Raw genomic sequence first — 16,143 nt, 5'->3', positions numbered from 1 at the left:
AGTACTTTATGAAAACACTTCGGATCCTTCCGCATACCTTAAAATTTAAATTTGAAGCTCGTACCAGCCGTGGTTCGATGACGCAGCGACAGGTGTGGTACATCATGCTTGAAGAGGAGGGCTTTTACGGTATAGGCGAGGCAGCACCTATTCCGGGCTTGAGTACAGACGATATGCAACAATGGGATACCAAGCTTCGATGGCTGGAAGAACACATTAATGACGATCCGAAAAAAATCAAAACATCGCTTAAAAATTTCCCTGCCCTCTACTTTGGGTATGAAATGGCTATGCATAGCCTCGATTGTGACCATCCTATGATGCTATATCCCTCTGTTTTTACTACCGGTAGAGCCGGCATTCCGATCAATGGACTAATATGGATGAATGACGCGGCACACATGCAAGCCCAAATAGATTCCTTACTCGAACAAGGTTTCACTGTGCTAAAGATGAAAGTCGGTGCCCTCGACTGGAAAGAGGAACTTAAAATCATCAGGGAACTTAGGAAAAAGTTCGACAATACCGAAGTCCAGCTCAGACTCGATGCCAATGGAGCCTGGCAACCTGAAGAAGCCCTTGATAAACTTAATAATCTCAGTGAATACGAAATTCACTCCATCGAGCAACCCATAAAACCCGGCCTATGGGAGCAGATGGCACGCATCTGCGCCGAAAGCCCTATTCCTATTGCCCTCGACGAAGAGCTCATCGGTATTAATGATTTGAAGCAGAAAAAAGAACTCATCAAAACCATTAGCCCCGATTATTTGATCATTAAACCTACGCTGCTCGGTGGCTTCAAAGCCTCTGAAGAATGGATTAAACTGGCCAAAGAAAACGGCATCGATTGGTGGGTAACCAGCGCCCTCGAAAGCAATGTGGGGCTTAATGCCATCAGTCAATGGGTAGTGACCCAGATACCTCGTATGCCTCAAGGACTAGGTACCGGAGGATTGTATGAAAACAACATTGAGTCTCCACTTGAAGTCAGAAAGGGGAAATTGATCTTTAATCCTTCAAAATCTTGGGATATGTCTTTCTTTGGAATGGAAGAATAATAGACTGAATGAAAAAGTTTTATGTCCAAATATTGGCTTTATCGGCCATTTATTCCATAGCTCAACCTCGGAATGTTCTTATAAATACTGACTATCAAAGTAAGCTTGGCACTTGTGAGCCTTCTGTAGCGATTAGTCGAAAGGATCCAAATAAGATGGTAATTGGAACAGTGCTCGACGGTGTGTATTATTCGCACGATGGTGGTCGTACCTGGAAAGGGAAACAGCTAAAATCGCTCTACGGAGTGTGGGGAGATCCCGTTCTTGTGGCCGACTATCGAGGTGATTTTCACTATTTTCACCTTTCAGATCCGACAGGCATGAACTGGAAAAGCGATGAAATACTCGATCGAATCGTTGTACAATCATCGTCAGACGGAGGTATAAACTGGACTGTCGGTTCCTTTGCCGGGTTCAATCCGCCAAAGAAACAAGATAAACCCTGGGCTGTGGCGCATCCAACCTTTAATTCATTACACCTAACCTGGACACAGTTTGACAAATACTACAGCCGCGATACTGCGCATAAGAGCTATATCATGTATGCTCGCTCTACCGATGGGGGCAATCATTGGACTCCGGCAATTAAAATTTCCACCAAACCAGGTGACTGCTTAGATAGCAGCGCTACTGCCGAAGGTGCAGTACCTGCTGTACTCGCTGATAGCTCAGTTTTCGTTGTTTGGAGTCGCAACGACAGCCTTTGGATTAACTTTTCACTTGATGAAGGGAACACCTGGCTTGCTCAAGAAAAATTTCTTTTTCCCCATCGCGGTGGTTGGAGCATGCGTGTAACGGGCCTCAATAGGGCCAATGGTATGCCCTATTTAATGGCAGACGCTTCAAAAAGCCGATTCAGAAATAGCCTTTACCTCACCTGGATCGATTGGGATCCGCTCACCGGTGATTATTTTGTAATGTTTTCAAAAAGTTTGAATAAAAATGGCACTTGGACTACTCCCAGGGCTTTGAGCAGGGGATCTTCTACCTTAGCCCGTTTCGCTGTGACCGGCTGCGTTGATCAGTCAAACGGGAATATCTACATACTCTATTATGAGCAAGCGAAAGCAAATGTGGAGGAATACAATGTAGTATTACACTGGAGCAAAGACGGAGGTAACTCCTGGAGTCGCCAGAAAATCAATCAAAAACCAGTAAAAGTAACAGACGAAAAATTTTTTGGCGATTATAATCACATCGATGCATGGAAGGGCGTGATCAGACCGGTTTGGACATCCTTTGACGGGATCACAACAAACGTGTACACTGCTCTTGTTACTCAAAGTATTTTAGATTTAAACAAAATCTTCTTTTTCATTTACTGAAAACCTCTAAAAAATCGCACTTGAACTAAATGCTTTATGCAATGCAAAAAAATTCCTAACTGGAGTCGAAATACAATCTTTATCATATTTTCTTATTTTGAATGAGTCTATATTTGCAATTTAAAATAAGTCTAAATAAATGAACACACTTGCAAGTATGGAACCGGGGCAAACAGCCGTAATCTGTGAGAACGGATTCGAAAACATTCCGCTTAAATTGCTGGAAATGGGTTTTTTACCTGGGATAGAAGTAAAGATGATACGTAGAGCACCTCTTAGCGACCCTATTTGTGTCCAAGTAAACGGAAGCTATCTGGTGATTCGCGAAGAAACAGCTGTTCAGATCAAAGTGAACACCAAAAAGTAAAAGACCACAAAATGTATCATTGTTTAGACTTATTTAATCAAAAGCATACGTGCTGAAAATTGCGCTCGCCGGCAATCCAAATACCGGAAAAACTTCGCTTTTCAACATTCTCACTGGCCTGCGCCACAAGGTTGGCAATTATCCAGGTATAACCGTTGAGAAAAAAGAGGGCATAGCCTTTTTGTCTCCCAGTAAGCAAGCTGTAATTCTTGATTTACCCGGTACTTACTCGATTCATCCAACATCGGCAGATGAGCAAATCGTTTTCGATGTACTTGTAAATGAAAAAAATCAAGATCACCCAGACTTAGTGGTTTATGTAGCTGAAGCTGAAAACCTCAAGCGCAATCTTTTTCTATTCTCCCAACTTCGCGACCTCGGCTTGCCACTGATTTTGGTGATAAATATGATCGACAAGGCTAAAAAGAAGGGAATTGAAATAGACTTCTCCCAACTGTCGGCTTTGCTCAGTGTACCGGTAATACCAATAAGCACCAGAAAAAAAAATGGAATCGACGATCTTAAAACAGCCATTATTAACCACTCCTGTACTGCAACAGAACCAATGGTCGTGCTTTCGCAGAGTTTTAAAAACCTGCCCTGCGAAAAAATACGCGGACTTTTTCCCCAATACAGTTATTACAAATCGTGGCTGCTGACTACCTATGCTAAGCCAGGATTTTTATCAAAAGAGAAAATTACAGAAATAGAAGCCATTCGTAGCGAGATAAGCGATTTAGAAAGATATCACCAACGAGAAGCCATTCTCAGATACCAAAAAATCAATGAAATCCTTCAGAAAACGTACAAAATAGATCGACTTAAAGGTAGCGACTTGCGCGCGATACTTGACCGCATTTTTATACACAAGGTTTTCGGTTATGTAATCTTTGCCGCTGTATTGATACTCATCTTCCAATCCGTCTTCGCCTGGACGAGTGCACCTATGGATTGGATCGACAGTCGATTTGCCATGCTCGCAGAGCTGCTGAAGTATAAACTGCCACCAGGCCGCTTTACCGATTTGGTAACAGATGGAATTATTCCTGGCATTGGAGGCATAGTCATATTTGTTCCTCAAATTGCAGTGCTCATCTTCTTCATTTCGATACTCGAAGAGACAGGCTATATGAGCCGGGTTGTCTTTTTGATGGATAAGATCATGCGCCGGTATGGCATGAGCGGTAAAAGCGTTCTGCCACTTGTATCAGGTACCGCATGCGCTATACCAGCGGTATTGTCCACTCGAAACATTGAAAATTGGCGTGAGCGCTTGATTACCATTTTTGTAATACCCTTTACTACATGCTCGGCCAGATTGCCCGTTTACACCATTTTGATTTCGCTAATCATTCCTAAAAAATCTTATTTTGGGTTGATCAACTTGCAAGGCCTTGTGCTCATGGCCCTATACATGATTGGCTTTGCTTCCGCATTTATGGCGGCTTCAGTTTTAAATCGACTGGTTAAACGCGAAGCACTCAACTTTTTTGTAGCCGAGTTGCCAGAGTATCAGCTTCCTTTGCCGAAAAACATTTTTTATTCCGTGTGGGATAAAACCAAATCTTTTGTACTTGAGGCCGGTAAAATAATTCTGTCGATATCGGTTATTCTTTGGTTTATGGCATCAACGGGCTCAAGAAATTATCATGGCACTGAGCTTAAAGCTGAAGCCTCAGTGGCTGAAATGGTGCAAAATGACCAGATGACTGATACTGAGGAGATAGAAGCTGCCATAAAACTTGAAAATTCCTATTTAGGAAGGCTCGGAAAAGCCATCGAGCCTGTCATTGCACCTCTCGGCTATGATTGGAAAATAGGAATAGCTATTCTTAGCTCTTTTGCCGCTCGAGAGGTATTTGTAGGCACACTTGCTACCATTTACAGCGTAGGGGATGCAGATGAACAAACCGAAACAGTGAGAAATCGCATGCGCATGGAGCTGCGCCCTGATGGAACACCAGTCTTCAACTTTGCAACCGGTATTTCCTTATTGCTTTTTTACGCCTTCGCGATGCAGTGTATGAGTACGCTTGCTATAGTAAAGCGCGAGACCAACTCATGGAAGTGGCCTTTGATTCAACTTGCAAGTATGGGCACACTTGCGTATATTGTCTCATTAATTACTTATCAACTGTTGAAGTAAAAAAATGCAAGAGTTTTTGTCATACTTCGCTCTGCTCCTCGCTGTGGCATATCTCATCAAAAAGTTCTTTTTTACAAAAAACAAATCAGGATGCGCGAATTGTCCTAAAATTACAGATAAAAAACTGTGAATATCAAAAAATTTAAAATTTATAATTACCAATCATTTGCTTTTCAAAAATTTGTATGAAGCATGTTTTGTCTGAAGCAGATAGATGCCTGCAGGTAGCCATTGAACGTCAATAGCTTCATTTGGATAATACATTCCCTCACTTAAAATCTTGCCCATTGCGTCGAGGAGTTTGTAATGTATCGGCTCAAATGAATTTATCCAGATCTTATCAGGAGCCGGATTGGGAAAAACTCCGCTTAAGTGATATTGATAAGATTCCGATGTATTTAATCCACTAAATGCACTGCAAGTAGGGGCGATGGCATTGGGTGTGGTATAAAGCGTACCGTTTACGACGTACCAGTCCTCCCAGTATCCATTGCCGGTAGTTGTTTTCCAGTCGTTTAAATCAATGGAAACACTGCCGTTGGTATCGGCTGGTGCTATAAATACTTTTAGAGCTTTTCCACCTCTGTTCCATGTAAGAGGGGTGTTGGAGGCAAGTACTTCAGGCGTTTGTGGTGTGTCGCAGCTGAGACGAAAAAAGACTACCCGATCCGATGGATACTTTGGGAACTCGCCATAAACTCTGGCTATGCCACTGTCATTAATAGTAACTGCGCAGAACTCGTGAGCACCTATGCCTAGAACTGGTGAGCCCTTTTGTGCCAGCAATCGAGCCATGAAGGTAATCAGCCGTCCACGTCGGTCGGGATTGTTGAAGTGTGTGTCGCCAATTACTCGTTGTAAGATGGGTATTTGGATAAAGTCGTTCATTCCTAGCGTTACACTGCTATGAAAGGGATTATTCAATACAGTATTCGATTCAGCACTGGTGGTTAGGGCCGGATAATAAAAACCCGTCAAAATGGCCATACCAGCACTGATGCCACCTACTACTCCGCCTTTGATGTTGTAGAGATGATTGATCAGGCTATCTACTGGTGTATCCTTCCAGTAATTTACATAAGTGGCCTGATTGCCTCCGGCGATCCATATGGCTTCAGCCCGACTTAGATACTTGATCACCTGAGGATCGTAGCTATGCTGACGAGATTTAAGCACAAACGTGCGCACGGAATTAACCGGTACACCCAGCTGAGCATATAGGTAATTTTGATATCCCGAACCACCGGATGTGCGAAGCACTACCACGTCGCCTCCGTTTGCCCGCTGCAGAAACCACCGCATTGCCGCGTCGTGCTCACCCGCACCACCCATTAGCACAATGCCTCTCGAAGGAACAACTGTGGCATCAGCTGTGTCGCCAGTGTGATAAACATCGTATGACTGACCTGATAATGTGTACGAAATCAAGCAGATTAGCAGCAAAATACCACGGTATCTCATTGATGTAGGTTATCATTAAACACTAAAGCAAGGTAAGAAAATTTTACATCCTGACTACTTCTTCTAATTGATTTTCAGAATTAACTTTTAAATTCATGTTTTGCATAACTCGCTCCACGCAGATATTTGTTTGAGTCAAAAAAAGTAAAATTTAACTACCTAACAATTTTCATAAATTGTCCCGTTCTGAAGTCCTAAATTGCAGCCCACCAATAGAAAACTGAAGCCCATATGCCCTTTTACCATACCCTTGGAAAAATACCGCGTAAGCGTCACACAGTTTTTCGCAAACCAGACGGTTCGCTCTATTACGAGCAGCTCTTTGGCACCGAAGGCTTTTCAGGAGTTAGCTCTTTGCTCTATCACATCTACCGCCCAACGATGGTCAAGGAGATTCACCGAGCCATTGACCTGACGCCTAAAGCTGCCGTTTCGCACAACATAACAGCACGCATGCTGCGCGGCTGGGACGTATCGCCTGAAGACGACTTTCTCGACAGCCGCACTATTGTGCTCTTTAATAACGATCTGAACATCGCCTTAGCCGCACCCCGACAGTCGATGATTGACTATTTTTACAAAAATGCCGACAGCGATGAGCTCATCTTTGTACATCAGGGCTCCGGCGTGTTGCGAACATTTCTTGGTAACATCTCTTTTGGCTACGGCGATTACCTCGTCATACCTCGGGGTACGATCTACCAAATTCAGTTCGAAACCACTGAAAACCGCCTCCTCATCGTCGAGTCTTTCAGTCCTATTGTTACACCAAAACGCTATCGAAATCAGTTCGGTCAACTGCTTGAGCATTCGCCCTTCTGCGAGCGCGACATACGCCGGCCAGGCATACTGGAGACCTACGACGAAAAAGGCGATTTCCTGATAAAAATCAAAAAGCAAAACCATCTGCACCAGGTCGTATATGCTTCACATCCCTTCGATGTGGTAGGTTGGGACGGCTACTTCTATCCCTATGCCTTTTCAGCTCATGATTTTGAGCCCATCACCGGTCGAATTCACCAGCCACCTCCCGTACACCAGACCTTCGAAGGCCACAATTTTGTCGTCTGCACTTTTGCTCCTCGTCTATATGATTACCACCCTGACTCGATTCCGGCGCCATACAACCACAGCAATATTGACTCTGATGAGGTACTATACTACGTAGATGGAGACTTCATGAGCCGCAATCACGTGGAAAAGGGTTACATAAGTCTTCACCCTGCCGGCATTCCTCATGGGCCACATCCTGGAGCCATAGAGCGCTCTATCGGTCAAAAAGAAACCCGCGAACTGGCTGTGATGATTGACACTTTCAAGCCACTAAAGCTCACTGAAACCGCCTTGCAGATCGAAAACGAAGACTATTACCGCAGTTGGCTCGAATAATTTTTTTATTTTAGTAATCCGATAAAATTCTAAAAATATGCAAACACAAGCACAAGACATCCCCAAAATATTCCCTGAGGCTGAAGATTTCCTGCCCATCAACGGCACTGACTATGTAGAGCTATACGTAGGCAATGCCAAGCAAGCAGCACATTACTACCAGTCAGCATGGGGATTTCAGCCTGTGGCATATCGCGGACTTGAAACCGGAAGCCGCGACCGCGTGAGCTACGTGCTCCGTCAGGGCAAGATCACGCTAGTGCTCACCTCACCGCTTCAAGCAGGTGGCCCTATCAATGAACACATTAACCGCCATGGTGACGGCGTGAAAGTCATTGCTCTCTGGGTTGATGATGCTACCTATAGCTGGGAGGTTACTACCCAACGCGGTGCCGAAAGCTGCCTTGAGCCTACTACCCTTAGCGACGAACAAGGCCAGGTAGTACTATCTGGCATTAAAACTTACGGCGAAACCCTCCACTACTTCGTCGAGCGCAAAAATTATCATGGAGCTTTTATGCCCGGCTTCCGCCCTTGGAATCCGGACTATCGTCCTTCAGAGGTAGGCTTACTCTATGTCGATCACATGGTCGGCAATGTGGGCTGGGGTGAAATGAACAAATGGGTGGACTTCTATGCGCGCGTCATGGGCTTTACACAACTCGTATCCTTTGACGATAAGGACATCTCTACTGAGTACACTGCCCTCATGTCGAAGGTAATGACCAATGGCAATGGACGCATCAAATTCCCCATCAACGAGCCCGCCGTAGGCCGCAAAAAGTCGCAAATCGAAGAATACATCGAGTTTTACAATGGCGCCGGCGTACAACACATCGCCGTAGCCACCAACGATATTGTCCATACAGTCACAGAGCTGAAAAAACGAGGAGTTGACTTTCTCTATGTACCGCCCACCTATTACGATTCCGTACTCGATCGGGTCGGACGTATCGATGAAGACCTGGCTGAACTTCGCAAGCTCGGAATTCTCATTGACCGCGACGACGAAGGCTATCTCCTACAGCTCTTTACTAAACCTGTGCTCGATCGCCCCACCATGTTCTTCGAAATCATTCAGCGCAAGGGGGCCAAATCATTCGGCAAGGGTAATTTCAAAGCCCTCTTCGAAGCCATCGAGCGCGAGCAGGCACTTAGAGGCACCTTGTAAGCCATATATTTACAACTCTTCACAGCCGGGCATCTTTACAATTGTCCGGCTTTTTTTTTGGGGGCCTTACTTTGCGCTGCATTCAGTCGTTATTTTATGCCAGCTCAAAGCAGCTTGAGCAGACTTCTTCTGAAAAAGCCAGCTTCGCTCTTCTACCGCATAAAAACCACTCGCAGCAGCTCATGTCAGAGCTTTTACTTCTCAGTTGAAATTAAATTAGAAAAGTATTGTACTTCTCTTTCCTTACAAGTGTTATGAATTTTTCTGAAAATCCTTTGATGACTCGATTATCTAAATTTGGAATCAAACGGCACAAATAATCTACGTCTTTAGCGATTAAAGAGCTTATAGTTCATGACTTTTTAATGAAAAAAAGCTGAAACGCAGCCTTAGAAAAATTAGCCAAAACATACTGAAAAAGCTCCTTACAGAGCGAGATACTATTCAAATATTTTGTTCTACTATTTCTATAACGGAATATTTCCGTGCTTTTTACGAGGAAGTGATACAGCTTTATTTTTCAGCATTTCAAAGCCGCGAATCAGCACTTCACGGGTCTGGCTTGGCAAAATTACATCGTCCACATATCCTCGGGCGGCTGCGCGATATGGATTGGCAAATAGCCGGGCGTATTCTTGCTCCATCTCCAGCAATTTGGCAGCCTTGTCTTCTGCGGCAGCGATTTCTTTTTTGAAGATGATTTCAGCAGCCCCTTTAGCGCCCATTACAGCGATTTCGGCAAAAGGCCAGGCGAAGTTAAGATCAGCCCCGATGTGTTTCGAATTCATCACATCGTATGCACCCCCGTAAGCTTTGCGCGTAATAACTGTAATACGTGGAACTGTAGCCTCGCAAAAAGCGTAGAGCAGCTTTGCCCCATTGGTTATGATGCCGTTCCATTCCTGATCAGTACCCGGTAAAAATCCGGGGACATCTTCGAAAACCAGAAGAGGAATATTAAACGAATCACAAAAGCGAACGAAACGAGCACCCTTCTGCGAGGCTTTAATGTCGAGTACTCCTGCCAAATTAGCAGGATTATTCGCCACAATACCAATCGAACGGCCTGCCAACCGAGCAAAGCCCACAATGATATTTTCCGCAAAATCTCGGTGGATTTCAAAAAACGTACCTTCGTCCACCACTTGGTGGATCACTTCTTTCATGTCGTAAGGCAAGTTCGGATTCTCGGGCACGATGTCATCAAGGGCAGGTCTTAATTCATCGCCAGTCTGGTATGGTAGCGATTGCGCAGGCTCTTCACAGTTTTGCGGAATGTAGGACATTAATTTTTTGATTCCCTCGATACAGGCAATTTCATTTGGGTAGGTGAGGTGAGCTACACCGCTCTTGGTACTGTGCACGCTTGCTCCGCCGAGGTCTTCAGAGGTTACTTCCTCATGCGTCACTGTTTTAACCACATTTGGACCGGTAACAAACATATACGATGTGCCTTCTACCATAATTACAAAGTCAGTAAGCGCCGGAGAATACACAGCCCCACCCGCACAAGGACCCATAATCACCGATATTTGGGGGATTACACCGCTGGCCAAAGTGTTTCGGTAAAAGATGTCGGCATATCCGCCCAGCGATACCACCCCCTCTTGAATGCGGGCCCCACCGCTGTCGTTAAGACCGATTACCGGAGCACCATTTTTCATAGCAAGGTCCATGATTTTGCAAATTTTCTCTGCATGTGCCTCTGCCAGTGAGCCTCCCAGCACCGTAAAATCCTGTGCAAAAACGTAAACCAGTCGGCCATTGATAGTACCGTAGCCGGTTACCACTCCATCGCCAAGAAACACTTGCTTGTCAAGGCCAAAGTTTTTGCTCCGATGCTTTACGAGCATACCCATCTCCTGAAATGAGCCCGGATCGAGCAAAAGATCTATGCGCTCGCGGGCGGTGAGTTTGCCCTTTTCGTGTTGTGCTTTGATGCGGTCTTCACCTCCGCCTTTTAATGCTTCGTCTTTAAGGTCGAGCAGTTTTTTAAAAGATTCTTTCATCGGTGCGGGCTGTTTTTATTTGCAATGATAGGTTAAGGAAGTAGTAAGGAAATGATTCATATAGCGAAGTGCAGTCGATTGGCCAGTCGTAAAAGCCGGGTTTTAAGGTCTTTGTTTTTTGACCATCGGTAGAAAATTTCCGCTTTCTTGTGTCGTCCGGTTTTCTGCATGTGTCGGGCAGCTTCGTAATACTTGCGCTGCATGGCAGTGGTGATGAATTCTTCTTTCAAATAGGTTTTAAAAACCTTTTCACAGCGGCTCAAGTGCTGCATGATGTGCGATGTAAGGCCAGAGGTGATACGATAAAAAGTTAGTGCCTCCGGAATCATAGCCATTTGCACCTTGGCTTGCATTAAACGAAACCACAAGTCGAGGTCTTCAACGCCGAGCAAACTGCGGTCAGTACTAAAAGGATGTTCCAGGGCAACTTTGCGGCTCAGCACCACGGCTGAGGGTACCAATGGATTGCCTTTTAAAATAAAGTCGTCTAATCCGCCTGCAAAGTACGTCGAACGTTTTCGATGTCGTCCGTTATAAAACTCAATGACGGGGTGATACAATAAGTCCCAAATGGGAAAAATTTCAAGATAAGAAGCAATTTTTTCCAGCTTGGTTACAGCCCAATAATCGTCGGCATCTAAAAAGGCAATGAATTTTCCATTAGCGCGAAATACCCCTGAATTTCGCGCAGCGCCCAAACCGCGGTTGTAATTGTGGTGCACAATTTTGGGTTCGTACTCGGGAAATGCTTCAAAAAACTCGGTGACCTTTTTCATCGAGTCATCCGTTGAGCCATCATTTACCAGGATGATTTCAAAGTCTTTGTACGTCTGACCAATGACGGAGTGCAAGCATTCAGTGATGTGCTCAGAGGCATTGTACACCGGTATTACTACCGAAAAGAATGGCATGGCCTTTTAATGATTTAGGGGTTATTGAGATTGTATTTTTTCAGATAAAGTTGATATAGCTCTGTTTGAAAATTTGTGGTGGGTACTTCTTCGCCATCGATGTATATGCGCGTAGGATTGTTGGAAATTATTTCAAGTGCATCTCCTTTGTTTACAAATAGATAGGCGCGCTTTCCCGGTTTAAGTGAACCTACTAAGGAGTCGATGCCGGCTATTTTAGCTGCATTCAAGCTTATTGCGGCAAGGGCGGAAACTTCTTTCAATCCATATCCGCGTGCCATACCTGCAGTAAAGGCCAAGTTGCGCGTTCCCATTGCTTCCATGTCGCCAGCATACGAAAAGGCAAACAATACACCTAGTGAATCAAGAACAGCCGGAAGGGAAAAGGGGCTGTGAACATGTGCATCACGGCTGTCGGGTAAGCGCGTAAGGCGATCGAGTATTACTGGCACATTGTTTTCTTTTAGAAAATTGGCTACTACATCGGCTTCCCATCCACCTGAAATCACAGGATTTTCAATCCCCAATCGCTTGCACATCAGGATAGCGTCGCGTATTTCCCGCGCTCTGTAAGCGCGTATATAAAGGCGCTTTTTTTGTGCGAAAAGGGACTTTAAACCAGAAAGCCGAACGTCGTACGGCGGATTACTTGCTTGTGAATAAGCTTTAGCTTTCGAAAGGTATTCTTCTAGTTCGCGTATCTGGTTAAGATATTGTTCATTCGAGCGGTCTTCGCCGGGCTCGGCCCACCAACCAGTAGTTTCGGTAGCTGCTGGCCATTTGATGTAATAGCCGTCGTCAGGAGTGATTACGGCATCTTCCCAATTCCAACCGGTGAGCTTAAATACACTTGACTGTCCGCAGATTCTACCTCCTGTGGGCGCCGGCTGCACAATAAGTACGCCATTGGTGCGTATGGTTTCAATGATTTTTGAATCCGTATTGTACGCAATTAGCGTGCGCACATGTGGATTGAATTGGCCAACTTCGTTGAAGTCGCGCGTGGCACGTACAGCATCTATTTCTGTAAGGCCCACTCGGGAGTCGAGGGCAATAAATCCTGGATATACATTCTGGCCATTCACATCGATCACTACTGCATCACCTCCAGGGTTCTTCCATTCTGCCATCGAACCAATACGCTGGATTACTCCATTTTGGAAGGTAATAAATCCGTTTTCTATTACTCCACTTTCAGCATAAATGCGGGCATTGGTCAGGCAGTGAAGTGCCTTTTGCGCTAAAACAGATTGATGAAAAATGACTAATGCAAGAAGGAGAAATTTATTCGATTTCATGGGCATCGTACTGGACAATGGTTTCACAGTGATACATAAAGTTTGCATCTGGCTTTATGGTTTCTTTTTCTTTACCTGATGCAATGGCAGCTAATGCTTTTTGAATCAATCGGTTTTTCTCCAACCGGATTGCTTCTTCTTTTGCTTTCTGGGCACTGTAGTCATAAAGTCGTTTACCATCAACAAAGGTAGCCAGTGGATAAGAGCTGCTGAGCAATGGGTGACCGTTCCACACGACCAAGTCAGCGTCTTTTCCGACTTTGAGGCTGCCGGTTAAGTGGTCAATGTGCAGCATACGGGCGGGATTGATGGTCACCATTGCGAGAGCTTCGGTTTCTGAGAGTCCTCCGTATTTTACTACTTTAGCAGCTTCTTGATTGAGTCGGCGGCCCATTTCAGCATCGTCAGAATTGATCGCTGTATTCACACCTACGCGGTGAAGTATGGCTGCATTGTAGGGGATGGCCTCCTTTACCTCCCACTTGTATGCCCACCAGTCGCTGAAACTTGAGGCATTTGCACCGTGGGCTTTCATTTTATCGGCTACTTTGTACCCTTCGAGTATGTGCGTAAAGGTATTGACTTTAAATCCGAGCGAGTCGGCCAGCTTCATCAGCATATTGATCTCACTTTGTACGTAGGAGTGGCAGGTAATGTGCCTGGTGCCATTTAAGATTTCGACCAGAGCTTCCAGTTGGTAGTCGGTTCTGAAGGGAATTTTTGCTTTAGCTGCAGCTTTTTTTCGAGCTTCGTATTCTTTTGCCCGGTTAAAAGCATCGGCAAATATCTGCTCTACACCCATACGCGTCTGAGGGAATCGCGTCACTGCCTGATCGCCCCAATTGCTCTGTTTTACATTTTCTCCAAGTGCAAATTTTATGAAGCCAGGTGCACCTGCAATTTTCATTTCATCGGGCATTGCACCCCATCTCAATTTTATAAGCGCATTTTGTCCACCAATTGCGTTTGCCGAACCATGCAGCAACTGAGCAGCTGTAACTCCACCGGCTAATTGACGATAGATGTTGATATCGTCAGGATTAAGCACATCGCCAATGCGCACTTCAGAGGTAATTGAGTGTGATCCTTCATTCACACCTCGACTGATGGCTATGTGGGAGTGTTCATCTATGATACCTGGCGTCACATGCAGGCCTTTAGCTTCCCATACAGCAGCACCAGCTGGTGTGCGGAGGTTTGTTCCAATAGCTTGAATTTTTCCATTTCGGATAATGATGTCAGCACTTTCCAGCTTTCCTTCTCTTTCAGCAGTCCATAGTGTGGCTCCCTTTATGTGCAAAAATTCTTGTTCAGCAGGTTTGTCTAATCCCCATGCCGTAAATGGATATTTCATGTAGCCGGGCAGAGGTTGAATGGAGTCATTTTTCTTTTGGGTAGTATCAGGTAAGTCGTTGACTCGGATCGCTGACCAATTTTGTAAACGCGCTCCTTCGTCTAAGTATTGACCCGTAATGGTGTTAGGTGTAAAAGTCCCTTCGAGAACCCTGTATTTTTTTTCTTTTTTATTAATTGGAATCCGCAATGAGATACTGTATAGCGATAAGGTGTATTCTACGTCGGTAGTATCCTTTGTTGCCCATTTGATTTTTGGTTTGGTCGGTGTAGAATATATGAGCAGTTTTGCGGTAGAATCAGCTATTTTTACTTCATATACACCAGCTGATGGTTTGATAATGGGCTCGTAGATGTTTGTGGAATAGCTCACGTGTAACAATATTTTGTTGTTGGCATCTCCAAAGGGCTTCTCTAAACCGATGAATGCCGCAGCATAACCAGGTTTAATTTTACCTACTACATCGCCCGCATTTATCATATTCGCTGGAATGGTCGTCATAGCTGCTAAAGCATAGGATGTGTCGAGCCCAGCTTTGAGAAACTCCGCAAGTGCCCTCCATAGATCTGTTTTGCTTTTAAGCCCCTTAGTGGTAAAAGCAAATTCAACTCCCTCTTTTCTCAAAACAAAAGGATTATATGGAGCCATCTCCCAGTGTGCTAACTTTTCCCAGGTGAGGTGTCGGTGATCGAATGGCGATGAAACATCGGGCACTTTTGGCAAAGTCATAGGCAAAATCAGTTTTGCGTTCATTTGCTTGATTTCTTTGGCGCGTTGGTATTCCTTACCTGTACCGTATAGGATAAAACTTCTGCCAAAAGGTTTACCCAGTTCTGAAGCGCGCCATAGGTCGTACAGTTCGTGCGTTTCGAAGAGCATTGGAAGTCCTAAAGCGGCCGCTTCTGCAGCAATAGCCATATTGATTTCGCCGTCTCGACCACCTTTACGATACCAATCGGCATCACTGTATAGCTGTCGCAACAGGGCAATAGCGCCCATCAGTGAGGTAGGGTAGGGTTGTTTACTGCTTCCCTTTGAAAAAGAATAATGCATGCTTGCCCGCTCACGCAGCATCAATAAATTTTCTCTACCATTACCAGTTAACACCAGAGACCCTGTACCGCGGGCAATGCCGTCGTTTCTGTGAGTCAGTACTGCGGTAAAACCAGCTTTCTGCCATTCTTCAGCTTCCTTTTTGTTGTATTCAAAATCTTCATACGAGTGATATTCAGAGCGAATAGCATCATTCCAATGTCGAGCTCCTGTGCGCTGTCTGTCGTATTGAATGGGCTGAGATGATGTTCTTCTCCGGGAAGGATCTGTTGAAGCTGTTTCAGCTTCAATGCCGTATTGACTTACTAAATCAATGAATCCGGGATAGATGTACATTCCATTACAATCGACTACGACTTCACCGGGCTGTGGAGGTTGAGCTGATACTCGGATGATTTTTCCCTTTCGCACTGCGATGTTGAGCTTCTGAGGAGTAGCTCCCGGCTCTGTGGTAACGAGAGCATTGATGTAAACAATTGTTAACTCATCAGTTTCTGAAATTCCCCCTACTGGTTGTTGAATCTGAGATGTACCCGGGAGCCAAACGAAAATAAACGCAAGAAGCCAATGGATCTGTCGTATTGTCATTATTTTCTTC

The 16,143-nt window shown here is 44.9% G+C and carries 11 protein-coding genes; 6 read left to right on the top strand and 5 right to left on the bottom strand.

Annotation, left to right across the window (positions count from 1 at the left end):
- Positions 1–8: 8 nt before the first annotated feature.
- From menC to feoB, 4 genes are all read left to right on the top strand, one after another.
- Positions 9–1,061, top strand: coding sequence for an o-succinylbenzoate synthase (menC, locus tag ACK4EX_RS02180; RefSeq protein ID WP_409769313.1), 1,053 nt, complete (start codon positions 9–11; stop codon positions 1,059–1,061).
- An 8-nt stretch (positions 1,062–1,069) separates the two neighbouring features.
- The gene (locus ACK4EX_RS02175) at positions 1,070–2,386 is read left to right on the top strand and encodes a sialidase family protein (RefSeq protein ID WP_409769311.1); all 1,317 of its coding nucleotides are present in this window, start codon (positions 1,070–1,072) and stop codon (positions 2,384–2,386) included.
- Between the two features lie 139 nt (positions 2,387–2,525).
- Positions 2,526–2,753 (top strand): ferrous iron transport protein A, encoded by a 228-nt coding sequence (locus tag ACK4EX_RS02170; RefSeq protein WP_409769309.1) that lies wholly within the window; start codon positions 2,526–2,528, stop codon positions 2,751–2,753.
- 49 nt (positions 2,754–2,802) lie between these two features.
- On the top strand, positions 2,803–4,899 hold the full coding sequence (gene feoB / locus ACK4EX_RS02165) for a ferrous iron transport protein B (RefSeq protein ID WP_409769307.1): 2,097 nt from the start codon (positions 2,803–2,805) through the stop codon (positions 4,897–4,899).
- Positions 4,900–5,061: 162 nt separating this feature from the next.
- Here the strand turns inward: feoB and ACK4EX_RS02160 are convergent, their stop codons facing one another.
- Positions 5,062–6,360 (bottom strand): Type 1 glutamine amidotransferase-like domain-containing protein, encoded by a 1,299-nt coding sequence (locus tag ACK4EX_RS02160; RefSeq protein WP_409769305.1) that lies wholly within the window; start codon positions 6,358–6,360, stop codon positions 5,062–5,064.
- Positions 6,361–6,591: 231 nt separating this feature from the next.
- On the opposite strand from ACK4EX_RS02160, the gene ACK4EX_RS02155 reads away from it, so the two are divergent.
- The gene (locus ACK4EX_RS02155) at positions 6,592–7,749 is read left to right on the top strand and encodes a homogentisate 1,2-dioxygenase (RefSeq protein WP_409769303.1); all 1,158 of its coding nucleotides are present in this window, start codon (positions 6,592–6,594) and stop codon (positions 7,747–7,749) included.
- Positions 7,750–7,786: 37 nt separating this feature from the next.
- Complete coding sequence (gene hppD / locus ACK4EX_RS02150; RefSeq protein WP_409769301.1) at positions 7,787–8,920, top strand: 4-hydroxyphenylpyruvate dioxygenase; 1,134 nt, start codon at positions 7,787–7,789, stop codon at positions 8,918–8,920.
- 467 nt (positions 8,921–9,387) lie between these two features.
- Here the strand turns inward: hppD and ACK4EX_RS02145 are convergent, their stop codons facing one another.
- From ACK4EX_RS02145 to ACK4EX_RS02130, 4 genes are read right to left on the bottom strand one after another with little or no spacing between them, the layout of a single operon-like run.
- Entirely contained in the window at positions 9,388–10,929 is a 1,542-nt protein-coding gene (locus ACK4EX_RS02145; RefSeq protein WP_409769299.1) for an acyl-CoA carboxylase subunit beta, read from the bottom strand.
- 56 nt (positions 10,930–10,985) lie between these two features.
- Entirely contained in the window at positions 10,986–11,840 is an 855-nt protein-coding gene (locus tag ACK4EX_RS02140; protein WP_409769297.1) for a glycosyltransferase family 2 protein, read from the bottom strand.
- A gap of 14 nt (positions 11,841–11,854) precedes the next feature.
- The gene (locus ACK4EX_RS02135; RefSeq protein ID WP_409769295.1) at positions 11,855–13,138 is read right to left on the bottom strand and encodes an amidohydrolase family protein; all 1,284 of its coding nucleotides are present in this window, start codon (positions 13,136–13,138) and stop codon (positions 11,855–11,857) included.
- Positions 13,125–16,133 carry an amidohydrolase family protein gene (locus ACK4EX_RS02130; RefSeq protein WP_409769293.1) on the bottom strand — a complete coding sequence of 1,003 codons (3,009 nt, stop codon included), beginning with the start codon at positions 16,131–16,133 and terminating at the stop codon, positions 13,125–13,127. Before ACK4EX_RS02130 ends, ACK4EX_RS02135 begins: the two co-directional genes overlap by 14 nt.
- Between the last annotated feature and the right edge of the window lie 10 nt (positions 16,134–16,143).

This window comes from Thermaurantimonas sp. (genome assembly GCF_046299575.1).
GTDB lineage: Bacteria > Bacteroidota > Bacteroidia > Flavobacteriales > Schleiferiaceae > Thermaurantimonas.
The sequence above is the reverse complement of the archived record's forward strand: the minus strand, read 5'-3'. Positions and strand labels throughout refer to the sequence as shown.

Coding starts and splice junctions, on each gene's coding strand:
- ACK4EX_RS02135 (WP_409769295.1), bottom strand. CDS start 13,138: ATGAAATCGAATAAATTTCTCCTTCTTGCATTAGTCATTTTTCATCAA.
- ACK4EX_RS02170 (WP_409769309.1), top strand. CDS start 2,526: ATGAACACACTTGCAAGTATGGAACCGGGGCAAACAGCCGTAATCTGT.
- ACK4EX_RS02160 (WP_409769305.1), bottom strand. CDS start 6,360: ATGAGATACCGTGGTATTTTGCTGCTAATCTGCTTGATTTCGTACACA.
- ACK4EX_RS02130 (WP_409769293.1), bottom strand. CDS start 16,133: ATGACAATACGACAGATCCATTGGCTTCTTGCGTTTATTTTCGTTTGG.
- hppD (WP_409769301.1), top strand. CDS start 7,787: ATGCAAACACAAGCACAAGACATCCCCAAAATATTCCCTGAGGCTGAA.
- menC (WP_409769313.1), top strand. CDS start 9: ATGAAAACACTTCGGATCCTTCCGCATACCTTAAAATTTAAATTTGAA.
- ACK4EX_RS02140 (WP_409769297.1), bottom strand. CDS start 11,840: ATGCCATTCTTTTCGGTAGTAATACCGGTGTACAATGCCTCTGAGCAC.
- ACK4EX_RS02145 (WP_409769299.1), bottom strand. CDS start 10,929: ATGAAAGAATCTTTTAAAAAACTGCTCGACCTTAAAGACGAAGCATTA.
- ACK4EX_RS02175 (WP_409769311.1), top strand. CDS start 1,070: ATGAAAAAGTTTTATGTCCAAATATTGGCTTTATCGGCCATTTATTCC.
- ACK4EX_RS02155 (WP_409769303.1), top strand. CDS start 6,592: ATGCCCTTTTACCATACCCTTGGAAAAATACCGCGTAAGCGTCACACA.